The sequence below is a fragment of the Mesorhizobium sp. CO1-1-11 genome, assembly GCF_020164995.1.
Lineage (GTDB): Bacteria > Pseudomonadota > Alphaproteobacteria > Rhizobiales > Rhizobiaceae > Mesorhizobium > Mesorhizobium australicum.
This window is the reverse complement of record NZ_JAIUHE010000005.1, coordinates 135,051-153,084: the sequence shown is the minus strand read 5'-3', so window position 1 is coordinate 153,084 and position 18,034 is coordinate 135,051. Positions and strand designations below refer to the sequence as shown.

The following is an 18,034-nucleotide window of genomic DNA, read 5'->3' as shown; positions in this document are numbered from 1 at the left end:
GCACCAGGACAGCCCTGGCAAGGTCGCAAGCCCTCATGATGAAACCTTCCGATACCCAGGCCGTTATGGCCGTTGTGGCAGACATCAAACCCAAACAGAGGCCGGCCGGCGGCGCCAAGCCAAACGGTGCCAGGAAGCCCCGCCGGGAGAAGGTACCCGATGTCGAGGCCGCATCCGAGGTCGTCGGCGAGGCGGCGCCGCCGCCAGCGGCGGTGGAACCCGATCCGCAGCTGAGCCCCGAACAGGCCGAACAGGCGCGCAAGAAATACCTGCTGAAGCGCTTCTGGATCAGCGCGCGCGGCTATTGGAGCCGGCGGGGCGACAAGCTCGCCTGGCCATGCACGATCGCGCTCCTGATCCTGATCTGCGTCAATGTCGGCTTTCAGTACGGGATCAATGTCTGGAACCGCTCGATCTTCGACGCCATCGAACAGCGCAATGCACCGACCGTGTATTTCCTGAGCGCCGTGTTCGTGCCGCTGGTGCTTGGAAGCGTCAGCCTCGTCGTTGCGCAGGTCTATCTGCGTATGACGATCCAGCGCCGCTGGCGCTCCTGGCTCACCACATCCGTCATCGGCCGCTGGCTCACCAACGGCCGCTACTACCAGCTCAATCTCGTCAGCGGCGATCACCAGAACCCGGAAGCCCGCATCGCCGACGATTTGCGGATCGCCACCGAATCGCCTGTTGATTTCGTCTCCGGCGTGCTCAACGCGTTCCTGGCGGCCTCGACCTTCATCGTCGTCTTGTGGACCATCGGCGGCGCGCTGACGCTGCCGATCGGCTCCTCGACCGTCACCATTCCGGGCTTTCTCGTCATCACCGCGGTCATCTATGCCGGCATCACCTCCACCTCGATGGTGGTCATCGGCCGGCATTTCGTCGAACTCTCCGAGCAGAAGAACCAGGCGGAAGCGGAATTTCGCTACACGCTGATGCGCGTGCGCGAAAACGGCGAGAGCATCGCCCTGCTCGGCGGCGAGGAGGAGGAGCGCAGCGGCATCGACAGGACCTTCGCCGGCGTGCTGGGGAAGTGGGCGATGCTTGCTGGCCAGCACATGCGCACGGCGCTGGTCTCGCAGGGATCGAGCCTGTTCGCGCCGGTGGTGCCGGTGCTTTTGTGCGCGCCAAAATTCCTCGACGGCTCGATGTCGCTTGGGCAGGTCATGCAGGCGGCCTCCGCCTTTGCCATCGTGCAGGGCGCGTTCGGATGGCTGGTCGACAATTACCCGCGCCTGGCCGACTGGAACGCCTCGGCACGGCGCATCGCCTCGCTGATGATGTCGCTGGATGGGCTCGAGCGCGCGGAAGAGAGCGACGCGCTCGGACGCATCAATCGCGGCGAGACCAAGGACGACACGATGCTCAACCTCAACAATCTGTCCGTGTCGCTCGATGACGGCACCGCCGTGGTCAAGGAAACCGAGGTGGTGATCCAGCCGGGCGAGCGGCTGCTGGTGGCCGGCGAATCCGGTTCGGGCAAGAGCACGCTCGTGCGGGCGATAGCGGGCTTGTGGCCGTGGGGCGGCGGCAGCGTCGATTTCCACCCGGGCAAGCGCATGTTCATGCTGCCGCAGCGCCCCTACATCCCCTCGGGCACGCTGCGCCGGGCCGCTGCCTATCCAGGCGCCGCCGAGGATTGGACGATCCCGCAGATCAGGGCTGCCCTCGACAAGGTTGGGCTCGGTCATCTTGGCGACCGGATCGAGGAAGACGCGCCGTGGGACCAGACCCTGTCGGGCGGCGAGAAGCAGCGCCTGGCCTTCGCGCGGCTGCTCCTGCACGCGCCCGATATCATCGTGCTGGACGAGGCGACGGCGGCACTCGACGAGAAGAGCCAGGACAGGATGATGGAGACCATCATCCACGAATTGCCTAATGTGACCATCTTGAGCGTGGCGCACCGCGCCGAGCTGGAGGCCTTCCACAGCCGCAAGATCACGCTCGAGCGGCGCAAGGGTGGCGCCAAGCTGGTCAGCGATATCGACCTCGCCCCGCGCAAACGCAGGGGCTTGCTCGGCCGCGCCCTGTGGGGTTCCGGCACTTCCGCCGAAAAGCGCGGCGCCGCCCGTAAAAAGAGTTGATGACGCTCAGGCGAGTTCTGGTTTCAGCTCAAGGGATGGCCTTCTATCAGCCGCCCAATTCCTCCTGATGCGCCTTGGCGAGGTCGGCCATGCTGTCGAAGCGGAAGTCCACCTTCGGCATCTCGCCGGGATGCATCGTGGCGCCGAAACCCTGATCGGCATGCCGGCGGTGGATCCAGCACGATTTCAGGCCCAGGCGGTTGGTCACGGCATGGTCATGAAACAGGCTTTCGGCCGTGTGCAGGACTTGCTTGCCGCCGATCCCGAGCGTCGCCAGTTTTTCCAGCATATAGTCGAAATTCCGGGGCGACGGCTTGTAGGAGCCGATGTCCTCCGCCGTGTAGATCGCATCGAAATCGACGCCGAGCTTCCTGTTGCTGAAGGAGAAGCTCGTATTGTCGACGTTGGAGAGGATGACGAGCTTGTAGTGCTGCTTGAGGTATTGCAGGGCGGCGGCGGTATCGGCAAAGGCCGGCCAGTCCTTCACGCTTTGGCCATAGGCGATGCATTCCTCCGGCGTGGTCACGACGCCCCATTCCTCGGCGAGCCGCTTGTAGACGACAGCCAGAAGGTCGCAGTAGCGCTTTTGCGGCGTCCAGTCCTGCTGGCTGGATTCGTGCCTGGCATGCGCCTGCAGGATCTCGTCGCGACCGAGGCCGCGGCCAACCCGCCCGGTCAGCGGCTTCAGGGCGTCGATCATGCCGGATTCCCAATCGATTAGCGTGCCGTAGCAATCGAAGGTCAAGGCCTTGAAATCAGTCAGCTTCATGGTTCACTCCCTTGAGTTGGATAATTGGCTAGCGTTTGCGTGGATCGCGATCAATCGGCCGGCTGCCCGGCTGGGCGCAAACCTGCCTCGCCCTTCGATGTGGTGCCACGCGACGATGTCAGCCAGACGCCGAACAGCGTAACCGCGAGGCCGAGGACCATCGCCGCCGAAAGCGGCTCGCCGAAGAGCAGCCAGGCCCAAAGCATCGTCACCGGCGGGCTGAGATAGATCACGCTGCTGACCCGCGCGGCGCTGTGGAGGCGCAGGCTCGCATAATAGACGCCGTAGCAGAAGAAGGTCGAAAACAGCACCAGCCAGGCGATGCCGAACTCGAACCGGCCATCAAGGGGCGGCATCAGCCCGCCTTTCCATTCGGCGCAAGCGGCAAAAAACAGCGCCGCCGTCAGGCATTGGATGCACAGGCTCTGGTGGATGGGCATGTTGATCGTCCCCATCCGCTTCTGCAGCACGGTCGCCAGCGCGAAGACCATCATGGAAGCGATCGTGACCACGTACGCCCAGGCCGGCGCGGTGCCGAGACTGAGGCTGTTCAGCGAAACGATCAGCACGCCGAGCACGCCGAGAGCCGTTCCGGTCCACTGCCTCGATGGCAGCCGGTGGCCGAGAACGGGCTGCGATAGTGCCGCGATGGCGAGGGGGACGAGGTCCGAGATCAGCGCGACAAGGCCGGTCGGCACGCGCTGGCCGATGGCAAGCGCGAAGCCGCCGAGATAGAGGAACATCATCGCCACGCCGAACGCCATCTGCTGGAGCAGCGCCCGGACGCCGATGCGCGGCCCGACCATGAGCGCGAAGGGCAGAAGGACCAGCCCTGACATCAAGGTTCGCCAGAACAGCACGAGCATGACGTCGGCGCTCTCGCTGGCGTAACGGATGCCGACAAAGCCCGAGCTCCAGCTTACGACCAGGGCTGCCGCCAGAAGCGGCCAGGCCAGGCGACGGTACGGAGGTTTCGGGAGCGTCATGCGGTCTCTTCGTCGAAGCGGGTTCGCCAGCGGATTACGGCCGATCTCGGATGCGGGATTTATGGCGGCGCGCAGGCGCCTTTGCACATGACAAATTTCGATGTATTCATGAAATAGGCGCGAGATGTGGCATATCTGATTGCCTCAAAGCCCGTTCTCTGCCGAGACCCTGGAGCGCTGCTTTCGTTTCAAACGAGATTGTCATGGCTGGAGTGATGAGCCGCCGCCTGGATGTCGATGCCTTGCGGGCGATGGTGGCGATCGAGAAACATGGCGGTGTTACCCGGGCTGCCGAGATGCTCGGCCTGTCGCAATCGGCCGTCAGCCACAAGATCAGGCGGCTGGAAGCAAGTCTCGACTGCGAAATCCTCAGCCGCAAGGCGAATGCGCCGATGTTCACCAGTTCAGGGCAGGATCTGCTGGGCTATGCCAGGCGGATCCTGGGCATCCATGACGAGGCGATCCTGAGCCTGTCGAAGAGCACGCTGCAAGGCAAGATCGCTTTGGGGATGACCGAGGATACGACCTGCACGGACCTTTCGCGCATCCTTGGCCGGTTTCGCCGGCTGTACCCCGAGGTGAGCGTGCGCACGCAGGTGCGCATGAGCCTTGCCTTGCAGAAGCTGTTGGGCGAGGGCGCGCTCGACGCTGCCATCATCCAGGTGTTCCAGCACGACGTCCGCCCCACCGATGTCCTGCTGTTCCGCGAGACCCTGCATTGGGTGAAGTCGCCCGAGCTGACCCTTGGGAAAGGCGACCCGGTGCCGTTCCTGTCCTTCGACGAGAACTGCTTCTATCGCCGTTGGGGCCTCGATCTCGGTCAGGACGAGGGAACGGTGTTCGAGATCGTGTTCGAATGTTCGAGCGCGGCCGGCATCATCGCCGGCGTGACCTCCGGCCTCGGCGTCGCGCTGCTCAGCCAGCGGCATCTGCGGCCCGGCATGGAGATCGTCGACAAGTCGTTCCCCAAGCCTCCGGACCTCGCCTACGTCATTCGCCGCGCCCGCAACGTCCGCAATCCCGCGCTGGAGACGCTGGTGCGGGAGATAGAGGCTGAGGTGAAGCGCCACGGGACCCTGCAGATCGCGGTGTGAGGAGGCGTGATTAGCGTTGGCGCCCGTGCGCCCGGTCGATGATATCGCGCGCTCGAGCCTCTCGCCTCATTTCCGGAGTATCTTCTCCATCGCTTTCCCCTTCGCAAGCTCGTCGATCAGCTTATCGAGGTAGCGAATTTCCTTCATCAGTGGATCCTCAATATCTTCCACGCGGACGCCGCAGACCACCCCTGTAATCAAATTCCGCAAAGGATTCAGTCGGGAGGCCTGACCAAAGAAATCCTCGAAGCTGGTTTTCTTCTCCAGTTCGGCCTCGATTCTCGGTGTAGCCCGTCAGCCAGCAGATGATCTCATCGACCTCTGCTCTGGTGCGTCCTTTCCTTTGCGCCTTGGCGACATAGTGCGGATAGACGCTGGCAAAGCTTGTGGAATAGATTCGATGCTCCGTCATGACGTGCCCTTACCGGTGGCGCCTATCGCCCGCACTCGACTTTGCCTCCAATGCGCAGGTCTCAGCAATTGGCGCAGGACCGACTCCAATCTTCCCGCCGCCCTTCACCCGTTCCTTTTCTCCACCTCGGCCTTGCGCAACAAGAACCGTTGGATCTTGCCGCTAGGGGTCTTCGGCAATTCCCCGACGAAGTCGATCTCGCGCGGATAGGCATGGGCCGAGAGGCGTTTGCGGACATGCTGCGCCAATTCTTCGGCGAGTTCCGGGCTGCCCTCGTAGGCGGGCGCCAGGATGACGAAGGCCTTGACGATCTCGGTGCGCTGCGGGTCGGGTACGCCGACCACCGCCGCCTCGTTGACGGCGGGATGTTCGATCAGCGCGCTTTCGACGTCGAAGGGGCCGATGCGGTAGCCTGACGAGGTGATGACGTCGTCGGCGCGACCGATGAAGGACACCGAGCCGTCCGGCTCGTATTCCACCGTGTCGCCGGTGCGGTAGTAGCCGCCCGATATGGCCGGCGTTTCGGCCTGGTGGTAGCCGTCGAACCAGCGCAACGGCGAGTTGGCGATGTCGACGGCGAGGATGCCGGGCTGGTTGGGGCCGAGCTCGTTGCCGGCCTCGTCCAGCACCACCATGCGATAGCCCGGCATGGCAAAGCCCGCCGAGCCGGCGCGGACAGGGTGCGCCAGGCCGTGATGGTTGTTGACCATCATGCCGTTCTCGGTCTGGCCGTAATGGTCGTGGATGGGCGCGGCGAGATGGGCGTCGAACCAGCGGATCACTTCCGGGTTGAGCGGCTCGCCGGCGCTGCTCACCACACGCAGCCGGCCTTTTGCACGCGCGGCGGCGTCGGGACCTTCGGCGAGCAGCAGGCGGAAGGCGGTGGGCGAGCCGGCAAGGCTGGTGACGCCAAGCCGCTCGATGACATCATAGGTGTTTTTGGCGGTGAAGGCGCCTTCGTTGAAGGTCGTGGCGATGCCGAGCAGCAGGGGTCCCGTGATGGCGTAGTAGAGGCCATAGGCCCAGCCCGGATCGGCGATGTTCCAGAAGATGTCGTCTGGGCGCAGGCCGATCGCGTCGCGCATATAGGCGCCGAAGGCGAGCAGCGCGTTGAGCGGCACCGGCACGCCCTTCGGCAGGCCGGTGGTGCCCGAGGTCGACATCATCATGAACAGGTCTTCGCCCTTGCGCATCACCGGGTCGCAGTTGGGTGAGGCGGCGGCAAGCGCGGCACGGAAATCGATGTCGCCCGGGGACAGGGCGTCGCCAGCACCGAGGATGGTGGCGATTTGCGGAGGGTTCGCGACCTCGTCGAGCTTGCCGCGATTGGCCGGATTGGTCACCACCAGCCTGGCGCCGCTGTAGCCGAGCCGGTGTTCGATCGCCTTCGGGCCGAAGGCCGTGAACAGCGGCTGGTAGACCGCGCCGATGCGCCAGGCGCCGAGGATCAGCGCCACCAGTTCGGGGATGCGCGGCAGCATGCCGGCCACGACATCGCCGGGGCCGACGCCCAACTCCTTCAGCAGAGTGCCGACGCGGCCCGACATGTCGGCGAGATCCTCGAAGCTGAATTCGCTGAGTTCGCCCCCGGCAGAGATGGCGCGCAGGGCCAGGCGGTTTCCGCCGGTGTGCCGGCCGCAGCATTCGACATAGGCGTTGATGCCGGTCGCGGGGTCGCCCTGCAGTCTCGCAATCTCATCCTCGATACGAAAGCTTGCAACGGCATCGTCATAGCGCGGCAAGCCGGCTTGCGTCTTGGTCATGAAAACCCTCCCTGGCGGTGCGCCATCTCCCCATGGCACGCGCTGCCCCTTGACATTGACATCAGATGGCGCCGATGGGCAATGGCGAGTGCCTGTTCCCTGTGTTGACGCAATTCCGGACGGAAAACCGCTACACACTTTTCCCGGAATTGCTCTTACAGGTTCGCCTCGGCGAAGATGCGTGCCGCCCAGTCGAGAAAGACGCGCAGACGCGGCGAGAGCTGCCGGTTCTGCGGGTAGAGCGCCGACAGCGGCGTCGGCGAGGGCGGATACCCGGCCAGCACCTCGACCAGTTTTCCCTCTGCCAAATCCTTCTCGAAGCGATAGCGCGGCGCCTGGATGAGGCCGAGGCCAAGCCGGGCGAGGTCGGCGGCGGTGTCGGAATTGTTGGCGGCGACGCGGCCGGGCAGCCTGACCTCGCGCGTCTTGCCGCCGACGGTGAATTCGAAGGGCAGCACTTCGCCGGTGCGGGAGGAGACGAAGCCGACCGCCTGATGGCCGTCCAGCGCATCGGGGGAGGCCGGCGTGCCGTGGCGGGAGAGATAGGCGGGGCTGGCGCAGGTCATCTCGCGGATCACGCCAAGCCGGCGCATGATCATGCCGCTGTCAGGCGGCTCACCGACGCGGATGACGCAGTCGACACCCTCGCGCACCAAGTCGACCAGCCGGTCGCCCTGGCCGATCTGCAGGTCGACGCGCGGAAAGCGGGCAAGGAATTCCGGCAGGCGCGGCAACAGGAAGGTGCGTGTGAGCAGCGAGCTGGCGTCGATGCGCAGCAGGCCGAAGGGTTCGGCATTGCGGAAGGCGGCCTCGGCATCCTCGATCTCGGCCAGGATGGACAGGCAGCGCCGGTAATAGGCCTCGCCATCCTGCGTGGCGTTCACCTGGCGCGTGGTGCGCTCGAGCAGCCTTGCGCCGAGATGTTCTTCCAGCCGCCGGACCGCTTCCGTCGCGGTCGAGCGCGGCAGGCCGAGATCGGCGGCGGCAGCGGTGAAGCTGCGCCGCTCCAGCACGCGAACGAAGAGTCGCATCGTGTCCAGGCGATCCATGCTCTTTGTTCGCAATTTCCGAATAGTGATGTCAAGACAAGGCTGATTGTCCGGAAGCTGGCTCCGCCTATATCCGTCTCACCAACAAGAAGGAGAGACTTCCATGACTTCAGGCCAAACGAGCACGGGCCAAACCAAAGCGGCGATCGTGACCGGCGCCTCCAAGGGCATCGGCGCGGCGATCGCGCGGAGGCTGGCCCGCGACGGCATCGCCGTCGTCGTCAATTACGCGCGGGGACAGGCCGAGGCCGAGGCGCTGGTGCGCGCCATCGAAGCCGATGGCGGCAAGGCGATCGCCGTGCAAGCCGATATCGCGGTTCCGGCCGGTATCGCCAGCCTCTTCGACGCCGGCGAGAAGGCGCTCGGAGGCATCGATATACTGGTCAACAATGCCGGCATCATGAAGCTTTCGCCGATCGTACAGGCCGATGATGCCTTCTTCGACACCCAGGTCGCGATCAATTTCGGCGGCGTGTTCCGTGGCATGCGCGAAGGCGCAAAACGCATTCGCGATGGCGGCCGCATCGTCAATTTTTCGAGCAGCGTGGTCGGCCTCTACCAGCCGGGTTACGGCGTCTATGCCGCCACCAAGGCGGCGGTCGAGGCGATGACGCACATCTTGGCCAAGGAGCTTGGCGCGCGCGGCATCACCGTCAACGCGGTGGCGCCCGGACCGGTCGAGACGGCGCTGTTCACCGATGGCAAGAGCGCGGCGCAGATCGAGGCCACGGCCAAGATGATCCCGCTCGGCAGGCTCGGCCAGCCCGACGACATTGCCGGCGTGGTCTCGTTCCTGGCAGGGCCGGACAGTGGCTGGGTCAACGGGCAAATCATCCGCGCCAATGGCGGCGTGATCTGAAGGAGGCTGGCCGCTGCTGCTGTGGCGGTCTGCCTCCCGTTCCATTCGAAACCTAGCCCAAATGATTGAGAAGACAAGGAAAACACCATGCCATTCGCCAACATCAAGATGCCGCAGGCGGCGCTCTCCAAGGCACAGAAAGAAGACCTCATCCATCGCACGACCGCCATGTTCGTCGACTTTTTCGGCGAGGGCGTGCGGCCCTACACGATGGTGCTTGTGGAGGAAGTCGCCGATGGCGGCTATGGCCGCGCCGACGAAGTGTTCGTGGTGCCGGACGCTTTTCGCGCCAAGGACTAAGGTTGCCGATGTCCGGCCGGCCTGCACATGGCTCACGCCCGCGCTTCCGGTACTCACATGCTCAAAAGCACCCTCCGTTAGCCGCAGCATGGCCCGGCGGAGGGGCCACAGCAGGCCTTGGCCTTCTTTTCCTCCTCCAGCCAGCGGTCGCGCGGCTTGCAACTCGCTGGCCGTGGCGCAAGCGCGACATGCACGGCGCCGTCGGCCAGCCGGGGCAGGGCGCCCCGGTAGAGCTGCATCGGGCGCACGCCGTCGCTGACCTCGAAGGTCAGCTTGGCCGCCTGGTCGAGACCGACATGCTCGGTCACTTTCCGGATGATCGCCGCGAATTTTCCAGCCGGCATATGGGTGCGGTCCTCATTGACGTCCCATAGCTGCACGAAGATCTCCGACCATGATTCCGGATTCCCGCCGCAGTCGAGCGCGTCGAAGCGGCCGGCCTTGACCTCGGTGACATGGTAGCCCGGCAACACTGGCCCGCCTTCATGGAAAAACACCAGTGGCTTTTCCCTGTGATCCGCCAGAAAGCCCAGCAAGCCGGCCATGGTGATGTCCCGCGGGTCGGCCGTGATCACGGGATCAAATTCCCGATTGTCAGAGGCGAGCATGTGCGATAATCCTTGCTTCAATATTCATAGGATTGTTGAAATATGAATGAACGTCAAGCCCTGTCGGCCTTCGCGGCGCTGTCGCAGGAAACACGGCTGCGCGTGCTGCGCCATCTGGTGATCGCCGGCCCCGACGGCATCGCCGCCGGGGCGATCGCCGAAAAGGTCGAAGTTTCGGCGTCCAACGTCAGCTTCCACCTTAAGGAGCTTGAACGCGCGGGGCTGGTGAGCGTGCGCCGCGATTCCCGCTCCATGGTCTACAGCGCCGAGTATGACATGCTGAGCGGTCTTATCCGCTTCCTGATGGAGGATTGTTGCTCCGGCCGGCCGGAAATCTGCGCGCCGGCGGTGTTGCCGGGCTGCTGTGCGGCCGACACGCGGGAGCCTGCCCGATGACTGGCGACCACCCTGTGTCTGGCGCGTCCTCCATCAGGGACACGGCCGGTTTTGATTTGCCGCGCCGGCTCACGGCGGAAGCTCTCGGCACCGGCTTGCTGGTGGCCACGGTGGTCGGCTCCGGCATCATGGCGCAGTCGCTGACGCCCGATCGCGCACTGGCGCTGCTTGGCAACACCTTGCCGACTGGCGCGATCCTCGTGGTGCTCATCACGATACTGGGGCCGGTCTCGGGCGCCCATTTCAATCCGGCCGTTTCAATGGCGCTGTCGCGCCGGCTGCCGGCGAGCGACTGCGCCTGGTATGTGCTCGCCCAATTCTCGGGCGGCGTCGCCGGCACGGTCGGCGCGCACCTGATGTTCGGGCTTTCGCCGCTCGCCCTGTCGACGCATGACCGAACGGGACCCGCGCTCTGGCTTTCGGAAGGGATCGCGACCTTCGGGTTGCTGGCGGTCATTCTCGCCGGCCTGCGTTTCGAGCGCTCGGCCATCCCCTGGCTGGTCGGCCTCTATATCACCGCCGCCTACTGGTTCACCGCATCGACATCGTTCGCCAACCCGGCGGTCGCGGCCGCACGGTCACTGACGGACAGTTTTTCCGGAATCAGTCCGGCAAGCCTGCCGGGCTTCATCGCCGCCGAACTGGCCGGCGCGGGCATTGCCCTGGCGCTGACGACATGGCTGCTGCAGCCGCACGTTCAACCGTTCCCCAACGAGGCCAGCCCATGCCGATCACCATCTACCACAATCCGGACTGCGGCACCTCGCGCAACACGCTTGCCATGATCAGGGCGAGCGGCGAGGAGCCGACCATCGTCGAATATCTGAAACACCCGCCGCCACGTGCGCGGCTGGAGCAATTGATAGCGACGCTGGAAATTCCCGTGCGCGCCTTGCTGCGTGAAAAGGGCACCCCCTATACCGAACTGGGCCTGGCCGATCCAAAATGGTCGGACAGCCAACTGCTCGATGCCATGCTCGAGCATCCGATCCTGATTAACCGGCCGATCGTCGAAACGCCGAGAGGGACACGGCTGTGCCGTCCGTCCGAGCTTGTGCTGGATCTGCTCGACCACCCGGTGAGCCGGTTCACCAAGGAAGACGGCGAGGTGGTGAGCCATGACCGCGGTGGGCAATGATGGAAGCCTTGCAAAAGCCGAAACCGCGGAGCGTGCGCCGATAGCGGCTGTCGCCGCGCTCGGGATCACCCAGATTATCGGCTACGGCACGCTCTATTACAGTTTCAGCATCCTTGCCGGCGACATGGCGAAGGATATGGGCTGGCCAACCGAATGGATATTTGGCGCGCTATCGGCCGCGCTGCTGGCCGGCGGGCTGACCGCACCCTTGCTCGGCGGCTGGATCGACCGTTTTGGCGCGGGACGGATCATGACCGCCGGCTCGGCCGTTGCTGCCGCTGCGCTTGCCGCCTGTGCCTATGCGCCCAACGGTCCAGCCTTCGTCGCCGCGCTGATTGCCCTGGAGGCAGCATCGAACCTTGTCCAATACGGCGCGGCCTTCGCGCTGCTGGTCCAGATCCGGCCGCGTGCCGCGCAGCGCAGCATAACCTATCTCACCCTCATCGCCGGTTTCGCATCGACCGTCTTCTGGCCGATCACATCGGCGCTGCATGGGCATTTGCCTTGGCGAGACATCTACCTCGTCTTTGCCGGGCTGAACCTGCTGGTCTGCCTGCCGCTGCACGCCTGGCTCTCGCAGGGGCTGGCCAGGAGCAGGCGCGCGGCGATCGAGCCGCCACGGCACGTCGCGGGATCGCTGCCGGCCCCCGCGCGGCCGCTCGGCTTTGCCTTGATGGTTGTCGCTTTCTCGCTCCAGAACCTGGTCAGCGCCGCCGTGCTGGTCCATATGGTGCCGCTGCTGTCCGGGCTCGGTCTGGGTGCCGCCGCCGCCATCGTTGGAACGCTGTTCGGGCCGTCGCAGGTGCTCAGCCGTTTCATCAATATGGTCTTCGGGATCAACCTGCCGCCGCTGCGGCTCGCCATCATCTCAGCCGTGCTGATGACGGCGGGCGTGGTCATCCTGCTTGGCACCGCGCCTTCGATCGCCGGCGCGATGGCGTTCGCCGTCGTCTTCGGAATGGGCAACGGGCTGTTCAGCATCGTCACCGGGGCACTGCCGCTGATGCTGTTCGGCAGCGAAGGCTATGGCCGGCTGCAGGGACGCGCCATGTCCGCCCGCCTGATCGTCTCGGCGGTCGCGCCGTTCGCCCTGGCATTGGCGATGGCCCATATCGGCATTTCCTGGTCGCTGGGCCTGATGGCACTTGTTGGCTGTCTGGCTCTGCTGGTGCTGGCGGCGATCGCGAAAGTGTCGAGCGCCATCTGAAACCGGGCAGGAATGCCCAGAGGCGGTTTGGCGCCACTCCGCCGGCTCAACCCCTCTCGGAACCGTCGTGGATCGGCTTGTGATGCCTCAAATCGTCCGGCCGCAGCAGCGGATGTCTGGCGTTTCAAAACCGGCTCGCCGAACAGTGGCTACGCGCCTTTGTCACGACGGCAGGTTCATCTGCTTTCGGAGGCTTTTGTCGAAAGCATGCGCGGGAACAAACCGTCGCAGCAGGTATAGGCGACGCGCCTGCTTGCTGGCGGGATAGCGCAGCTTCGGCGATGTCGCGGTGGCCGCGGTGACGACCGCCTGGCCGACGACCTCGGGAGCATCGCCGGTTTCGATCGCCCTGTTCCAGACCGCGGTTGCCGTTGCCCGCGCCTGGTCATAGACACTCATCATCCTGTCCGGCTTCGTCGCATTGTGATCGAGAGCCGTACGGGTGAAGGCCGGTTCGACCAGCAGGACGCGAATACCGAAGGGGCGGACCTCATGGTCCAGCGACTCGGAGTAGCCCTCGACGGCATGTTTCGTGGATGTGTAGAGCGCGCTGAACGGGCTGGGGACAAAGCCGACAACCGAGCTGATGTTGACGATCCGGCCGCCGCCCTGACGTCGCATGATCGGCAGCACCTCGTTTGTGACGCGGATGAGACCGAAGACGTTGACGTCGAAAAGGGTCTTTGCCTGTTCAACGGACGATTCTTCCGCACCCGCGATCAGTGCATTGCCAGCATTGTTGACCAGCAGGTCGATGCGCCCGACCTGGCTTATCACTTGCGACACCATGCTTGCGACGGAGTCCGCGTCGGTCACGTCGCAGCTCAGCATCGTGATCCCGGGCGGTGACCCGGTCGCGGCTTTCCGGCTCGTGCCGAAGACGCGGTAGCCGGCCGATTGAAGGGCTTTGGCTGTCGCAAGCCCGATGCCGCCCGCTGCTCCGGTGACGACGGCGACGCCGCGATTTTTGTTGTTCATTTCAATATCCTTCGAGATGCATGATCATGACGGTTTGTGCCGACGGACTTGTCAGCCGTGTACGCTCAGATGAAGCATGGGGTGATGTTCGTAATGGCCGGCGCCATTTCTCACGATGGGGTCTTGTGAGGTTATCGCCTGGATGTCCTGGTCGTCGGCGATCCGGTATAGTGACAAGCCATAGCCGCCGCCTGGATCCATCACCGGACCGTGGGCGACGATCAGTCCGCGGTCGAGCAACTCGTCCAAGAAGGCGCCATGCTGCCTCATCCATTCCCGCTCGTCGCCGGTCATGGATGCAAGAAGTCGGCACGGGGCGGGATGTACTTGCACAGATAGAATTTCATTTGGGACTCCCAGCGGCGCGATGACCGGCCGTCACCATCATTTTTCGGTGGAACGGCCTCGCGAGATCAGATACTATCAAATTAATAGTAAGTCACTATCAAAATGGTATCGACGTGAAGAATCTTTCCAACCAGCCCTGTTTGATCGCCCGCAGCCTCGGCACGGTGGGCGACACGTGGAGCATGCTGATCATGCGCGATGCCCATGCGGGGCTCAGCCGCTTCGACGAATTCCGCAAGAACCTCGGCATCGCTCCGACGATGCTGACCAGCCGGTTGGCGACCTTGACGCAGGAAGGGCTGCTGGAGAAACGGCGATATTCGGAGCGGCCGCCACGGGATGAATATGTGCTGACCGAGGCCGGTCGGGATTTGCTTCCGGTGCTGTTCTCGCTCGCCGCCTGGGGCAGCAAGCACCGGGGCGGTGGCAATTTCACCCGGTTCTTCGACGCCGAGACAGGAACCGAAATCGACCCAGTCAGCATCGATCGCGGGACCGGGGCGCCGATCGGCAGTCGTCCCATACAGATCGTGACGCCCAAGCTGTCTGACGGCCCGTCGGACTGACTGGATGCGCCGGAGCGAACGGCGATATCTGGCCGGCAAGAGAGGGAATTCAGGTGGGCCTTCCTCGGATCAGCCGCTCTTCTTCGCACCAATCCAGTCGGCGGCCACTTCGGCGAACAGCCAGTCGCGGAACGCCCTGATCTTTTTCTGGCGCAGCGCGCCTTCGGGATAGACGACGTAGTAGCTGGCCGCCGATTTTAGCGCGAGATCGAAGGGCCGGACCAGCCGGCCTGCCGCGAGGTCGGCCGAGACCAGCGCGCTGCGGCCGAGCAGCACGCCTTCGCCATGCACGGCGGCCTCGACGGCGAAGGTGGCGGAATCGAAGCGCACGCCGCGTGTGGGGTCGATGCCTTCGACACCGGCCTGCTCAAGCCATGTCGCCCAGTCGATGCGAAAGGCGTCGTGGATCAGTTTGTGGTGCCTGAGGTCCGCTGGCAGATGCAGCGGATGCTCGCCTTGCAGCAGTTCCGGGCTGCAGACGGGGAAAACCTCCTCGTCGGCGAGGAATTCCGCCGTCACCCCGCTATAGCCGCCGCGGCCGTAGCGGATGGATATGTCGATGCCGTCGCTGACGAAATCGGCCAGCACGCCCGAAGTCGCCAGCCGCACGTCGATGTCGGGATTGGCGCGATGGAAACGATGCAGCCTCGGCACCAGCCAGCGGCCGGCGAAACCATCGGACGTGCTGACATTGAGGATGCGCGTCGAGCGGTCGGGTGTGGCGGCGATGGTGGCGGCGGCGATCTGGTCGAGCGCCTTGCCGACCTCCGCCGCATAGGCCGCGCCGACGCCCGTAAGGCGCACGGAGCGTGTGCCGCGATCGAAGAGCTGGATGCCCAGCCTGTCCTCGATGTTGCGGATGGCGCGGCTGACCGCGCCATGGGTGAGGTTGAGCTCCTCCGCGGCCTTGGAGAAACTCAAATGCCTGGCCGCCGCGTCGAAGGCGGGCAAAGCGGTGAGGGGCGGCAGTCTGCGCGGCATCGGATCGACCTGTGAGTGTTACTCACAAATCCTGCACAAAGAGTCGTTTGTCGTCCAGCCCTTAATGGCCCAATATTCAGGCGTACCAAGCATCCACACCGGCTTCCCGGTTCATCGATGCGCTGAATTGACCAGACAAATGTGAGCAATCGTCATGCTCGCCCCACTCGGGCGACATAGGCAGGCTTGCGCCCAGTGAAACACAGGAGACGGATTATGACCTTGACCCTTCGACCCATCGGCGCCGCGATGAGCGGCCTTGCCATGCGAAGCGCGGCAGCGTTCGAGCGCCGCCGCACATTGCGCCGGATCTCCCGGCTTTCCGATCGCCGTTTGCATGACATCGGCCTCGAACGCGACTGGGACGGTTCCATCCTTGCTAACGGAATTCTGGCCAATGGGAGGACGATATGACCAGCACCCTGATCATCGGCGCGACCGGACTGCTCGGCAGCGAGATGGCCAAGGCCAGCGCGCGCAATGGCGACAGCCTCCATGTTCTGGTCCGGCAGGCAACGTCGGCCAATGAAGCGCGGATGCGCCCGCTGAAGGATCTCGGCGCCACGGTGCATGTCGGCGATCTCGACGACTATGACAGCCTCGTGCGCGCCGTCGGCAAGGTCGACCGCGTCATCAGCTCGGTGCATGTGGGGTCGGCCAGCGAGATGACGCTGGTGCGCGCCATCAGGGATGCCGGTATCTCCCGCTATGTGCCGTCCGCCGGTTTCGGCCTCGACTTTGCCGCCGCCGCACCCGGCTCGATCGAACCGCTCGACATCAAGCGGGCCGTCTTCGACGCGGTCCGGGAGGCCGACCTGCCCTATACGGTGATCTACACCAACGGCTTCTTCTCGACCTGGGTGGCGACGCTGGGCGACCTGACGCGCTTCGGCTCGTCGCCGCTGCCCCCCGCCGAGGTGACGCTCTATGGCGAGGGCAACGTTCCGGCGACCTTCGTCAGCGAGAAGGATATCGCTGCGGTCACCATGCGCGCACTGGAGGATGCCAATGCTGTTCGCAGCGAGATACGGATCGCGCAAAACAAGATCACCCAAGGTGAAATGATCGAGCTGTGGCGGCAAGTGAGCGGCCGTTCGCCCCGCGTCAAGCAGATGAGCGCCGAGGAGCTGGAGGCGCTGATCGCGGCGGTTCCCGGCCTTGGATTGCTGCGCGCATTCTGGATCCGCGGCGAGACCGCGCTCGAGACGGCCACCCCGGAAGCCGGGACGCTTTATCCGGAGTTGAGGTTCGAGACGATTGAAAGCGCTTTTGTGGCGATGGCTGGCGCGGATGGACATAGGTTGTGAAGGCGGCGGACATGGTTGGCGTTGCGACAGCGGTTGACCGCGCTGTCCATCCGGCCGATAGGTCCGCGCAAACAGCCGAGACGCCGATGCCCAATCTCAAAGATGCGACCCGCGCCGCCGACAGCGCCTGGCAGGAGGATGTCCGCGCCGGCGTGCGCCATGCGCGTGACCTCGCTTCCCTGCCGCTCTCGCCGGCCGAGCGCGAAGCCGCGCACGCCGCCGCGGCGCTTCACAAGGTGCGGGCGCCAAAGGCCTATCTCGACTTGATCGACTGGAACGATCCCGCCGATCCGATCCGGGCGCAGGTGATCCCGTCGCCTGGGGAATTGGACAAGACTGAGGGTGAGCTTGGCGACCCGATCGCCGATCACGAATTCAGCCCGGTGCCGCGGCTGACGCATCGCCATGCCGATAGGGTGCTTTTGTTCCCGACCTATCAATGCGCGGTCTATTGCCGGTTCTGCTTCCGCAAGGAATCGCTGACGTCGATCGGTCGTGGTTATACGCGCGAGGCGCTGGAGCCGGCGCTGGCCTATATATCGGAGCATCCCGAAATCCGCGAAGTGATCCTGACCGGCGGCGATCCGCTGTCGCTGCCCGACAAGGCACTGGCCGAGATCCGAGCGCGCATCGAGGACATCGCCCATGTGCGATTGCTGCGCCTCCACACGCGCGTGCCGGTGGCACTGCCGTCGCGCATCACGCCAGGGCTGGTCGCGGCGCTGCAGGGCCGGCTTATGGTGACGGTGGTCACCCACTTCAACCACGCGCGCGAGATCACCGACGCCACCGAAGTGGCCTGCCGCGCCTTGCGACAGGCCGGCTTCGTGATGCTCAACCAGAGCGTTCTGCTGAAGGGCGTCAACGATACGGTCGAAGCGCTGGAAGAGCTCTGCCGCGAGCTGATGTACCGGCTGGGGATAAAACCCTACTACCTCCACCATGGCGATCTCGCACGCGGCATGGCACACAGGCGCACCACGATCGCGCAAGGCCAGGCGCTGGTGGAAGCGCTGCGCGCGCGCCTGTCGGGCATCTGCAACCCTGTCTATGTCCTCGACCTGCCCGACGGGGGAGGGAAAGTGCCGCTCGGACCTTGCCATGTCGAGGAACAGGACGGGCAAAGCTGGCGCATACGTGGGCTGGATGGCGCGGTGAGGGCCTATCGAGAGGTGGTTGGCGAATAGGC

Annotated in this window: 20 protein-coding genes and 1 pseudogene; 12 read left to right on the top strand and 9 right to left on the bottom strand. The window is 64.7% G+C overall.

Annotation, left to right across the window (positions count from 1 at the left end):
- Nucleotides 1-35: 35 nt before the first annotated feature.
- Entirely contained in the window at nt 36-2,084 is a 2,049-nt protein-coding gene (locus tag LB554_RS07420) for an ABC transporter ATP-binding protein/permease (protein ID WP_224583892.1), read from the top strand.
- 46 nt (nt 2,085-2,130) lie between these two features.
- Here LB554_RS07420 and LB554_RS07415 read toward each other — a convergent pair whose 3' ends face one another.
- Nucleotides 2,131-2,853 carry a haloacid dehalogenase type II gene (locus LB554_RS07415; RefSeq protein WP_224583890.1) on the bottom strand — a complete coding sequence of 241 codons (723 nt, stop codon included), beginning with the start codon at nt 2,851-2,853 and terminating at the stop codon, nt 2,131-2,133.
- 50 nt (nt 2,854-2,903) lie between these two features.
- Complete coding sequence (locus LB554_RS07410) at nt 2,904-3,839, bottom strand: DMT family transporter (protein ID WP_224583888.1); 936 nt, start codon at nt 3,837-3,839, stop codon at nt 2,904-2,906.
- 203 nt (nt 3,840-4,042) lie between these two features.
- On the opposite strand from LB554_RS07410, the gene LB554_RS07405 reads away from it, so the two are divergent.
- A complete protein-coding gene (locus tag LB554_RS07405; RefSeq protein WP_140725165.1) occupies nt 4,043-4,933 on the top strand; it encodes a LysR family transcriptional regulator in 891 nt (296 codons plus the stop codon).
- Between the two features lie 66 nt (nt 4,934-4,999).
- On the opposite strand, the pseudogene LB554_RS07400 reads toward LB554_RS07405, so the two are convergent.
- The 3 genes and pseudogenes from LB554_RS07400 to LB554_RS07390 all read right to left on the bottom strand — a co-directional run bounded on the left by LB554_RS07400 (nt 5,000) and on the right by LB554_RS07390 (nt 8,157).
- Nucleotides 5,000-5,345 (bottom strand): annotated as a pseudogene (locus LB554_RS07400) (DUF2200 domain-containing protein).
- 104 nt (nt 5,346-5,449) lie between these two features.
- Entirely contained in the window at nt 5,450-7,108 is a 1,659-nt protein-coding gene (locus LB554_RS07395; RefSeq protein ID WP_224583887.1) for an acyl-CoA synthetase, read from the bottom strand.
- Nucleotides 7,109-7,263: 155 nt separating this feature from the next.
- Nucleotides 7,264-8,157 (bottom strand): LysR family transcriptional regulator, encoded by an 894-nt coding sequence (locus LB554_RS07390; protein ID WP_224583885.1) that lies wholly within the window; start codon nt 8,155-8,157, stop codon nt 7,264-7,266.
- Nucleotides 8,158-8,260: 103 nt separating this feature from the next.
- Here LB554_RS07390 and LB554_RS07385 point away from each other — a divergent pair, with 103 nt between their 5' ends.
- Together LB554_RS07385 and LB554_RS07380 are read left to right on the top strand one after the other, a co-directional pair.
- Nucleotides 8,261-9,016, top strand: a complete 756-nt coding sequence (locus LB554_RS07385) for an SDR family oxidoreductase (RefSeq protein WP_224583882.1) — start codon at nt 8,261-8,263, stop codon at nt 9,014-9,016.
- 87 nt (nt 9,017-9,103) lie between these two features.
- Nucleotides 9,104-9,316: a tautomerase family protein gene (locus tag LB554_RS07380; RefSeq protein WP_015316894.1), complete on the top strand. Its 213-nt coding sequence runs from the start codon at nt 9,104-9,106 to the stop codon at nt 9,314-9,316.
- 77 nt (nt 9,317-9,393) lie between these two features.
- Here LB554_RS07380 and LB554_RS07375 read toward each other — a convergent pair whose 3' ends face one another.
- Nucleotides 9,394-9,924, bottom strand: a complete 531-nt coding sequence (locus LB554_RS07375) for a DUF6428 family protein (protein ID WP_411962613.1) — start codon at nt 9,922-9,924, stop codon at nt 9,394-9,396.
- 42 nt (nt 9,925-9,966) lie between these two features.
- Between LB554_RS07375 and LB554_RS07370 the strand changes: the two genes are divergently transcribed.
- From LB554_RS07370 to arsK, 4 genes are read left to right on the top strand one after another with little or no spacing between them, the layout of a single operon-like run.
- On the top strand, nt 9,967-10,320 hold the full coding sequence (locus tag LB554_RS07370; protein WP_140663420.1) for an ArsR/SmtB family transcription factor: 354 nt from the start codon (nt 9,967-9,969) through the stop codon (nt 10,318-10,320).
- On the top strand, nt 10,317-11,105 hold the full coding sequence (locus tag LB554_RS07365) for an aquaporin (RefSeq protein ID WP_224583880.1): 789 nt from the start codon (nt 10,317-10,319) through the stop codon (nt 11,103-11,105). Before LB554_RS07370 ends, LB554_RS07365 begins: the two co-directional genes overlap by 4 nt.
- Nucleotides 11,045-11,458: an arsenate reductase (glutaredoxin) gene (gene arsC, locus LB554_RS07360; RefSeq protein ID WP_224583878.1), complete on the top strand. Its 414-nt coding sequence runs from the start codon at nt 11,045-11,047 to the stop codon at nt 11,456-11,458. The genes LB554_RS07365 and arsC overlap by 61 nt, the downstream gene beginning before the upstream one ends.
- Nucleotides 11,439-12,665, top strand: coding sequence for an arsenite efflux MFS transporter ArsK (gene arsK / locus LB554_RS07355; RefSeq protein ID WP_224583861.1), 1,227 nt, complete (start codon nt 11,439-11,441; stop codon nt 12,663-12,665). Before arsC ends, arsK begins: the two co-directional genes overlap by 20 nt.
- Nucleotides 12,666-12,827: 162 nt before the next feature.
- Here arsK and LB554_RS07350 read toward each other — a convergent pair whose 3' ends face one another.
- Together LB554_RS07350 and LB554_RS07345 are read right to left on the bottom strand one after the other, a co-directional pair.
- On the bottom strand, nt 12,828-13,643 hold the full coding sequence (locus tag LB554_RS07350; RefSeq protein WP_140716380.1) for an oxidoreductase: 816 nt from the start codon (nt 13,641-13,643) through the stop codon (nt 12,828-12,830).
- A gap of 51 nt (nt 13,644-13,694) precedes the next feature.
- Nucleotides 13,695-13,937, bottom strand: coding sequence for a YciI family protein (locus tag LB554_RS07345; RefSeq protein WP_224583859.1), 243 nt, complete (start codon nt 13,935-13,937; stop codon nt 13,695-13,697).
- Nucleotides 13,938-14,104: 167 nt separating this feature from the next.
- On the opposite strand from LB554_RS07345, the gene LB554_RS07340 reads away from it, so the two are divergent.
- Nucleotides 14,105-14,557 carry a winged helix-turn-helix transcriptional regulator gene (locus LB554_RS07340; RefSeq protein WP_140663412.1) on the top strand — a complete coding sequence of 151 codons (453 nt, stop codon included), beginning with the start codon at nt 14,105-14,107 and terminating at the stop codon, nt 14,555-14,557.
- 69 nt (nt 14,558-14,626) lie between these two features.
- Here LB554_RS07340 and LB554_RS07335 read toward each other — a convergent pair whose 3' ends face one another.
- Nucleotides 14,627-15,538: a transcriptional regulator GcvA gene (locus LB554_RS07335; protein ID WP_015316903.1), complete on the bottom strand. Its 912-nt coding sequence runs from the start codon at nt 15,536-15,538 to the stop codon at nt 14,627-14,629.
- Between the two features lie 216 nt (nt 15,539-15,754).
- On the opposite strand from LB554_RS07335, the gene LB554_RS07330 reads away from it, so the two are divergent.
- The 3 genes from LB554_RS07330 (at nt 15,755) to LB554_RS07320 (ending at nt 18,032) form a co-directional block, all read left to right on the top strand.
- Nucleotides 15,755-15,952 carry a DUF1127 domain-containing protein gene (locus LB554_RS07330; RefSeq protein ID WP_140663408.1) on the top strand — a complete coding sequence of 66 codons (198 nt, stop codon included), beginning with the start codon at nt 15,755-15,757 and terminating at the stop codon, nt 15,950-15,952.
- Nucleotides 15,949-16,845, top strand: coding sequence for an NmrA family NAD(P)-binding protein (locus LB554_RS07325; protein ID WP_224583857.1), 897 nt, complete (start codon nt 15,949-15,951; stop codon nt 16,843-16,845). Before LB554_RS07330 ends, LB554_RS07325 begins: the two co-directional genes overlap by 4 nt.
- 86 nt (nt 16,846-16,931) lie before the next feature.
- Entirely contained in the window at nt 16,932-18,032 is a 1,101-nt protein-coding gene (locus LB554_RS07320; RefSeq protein ID WP_224583855.1) for a KamA family radical SAM protein, read from the top strand.
- The last annotated feature ends 2 nt before the right edge of the window (nt 18,033-18,034 follow it).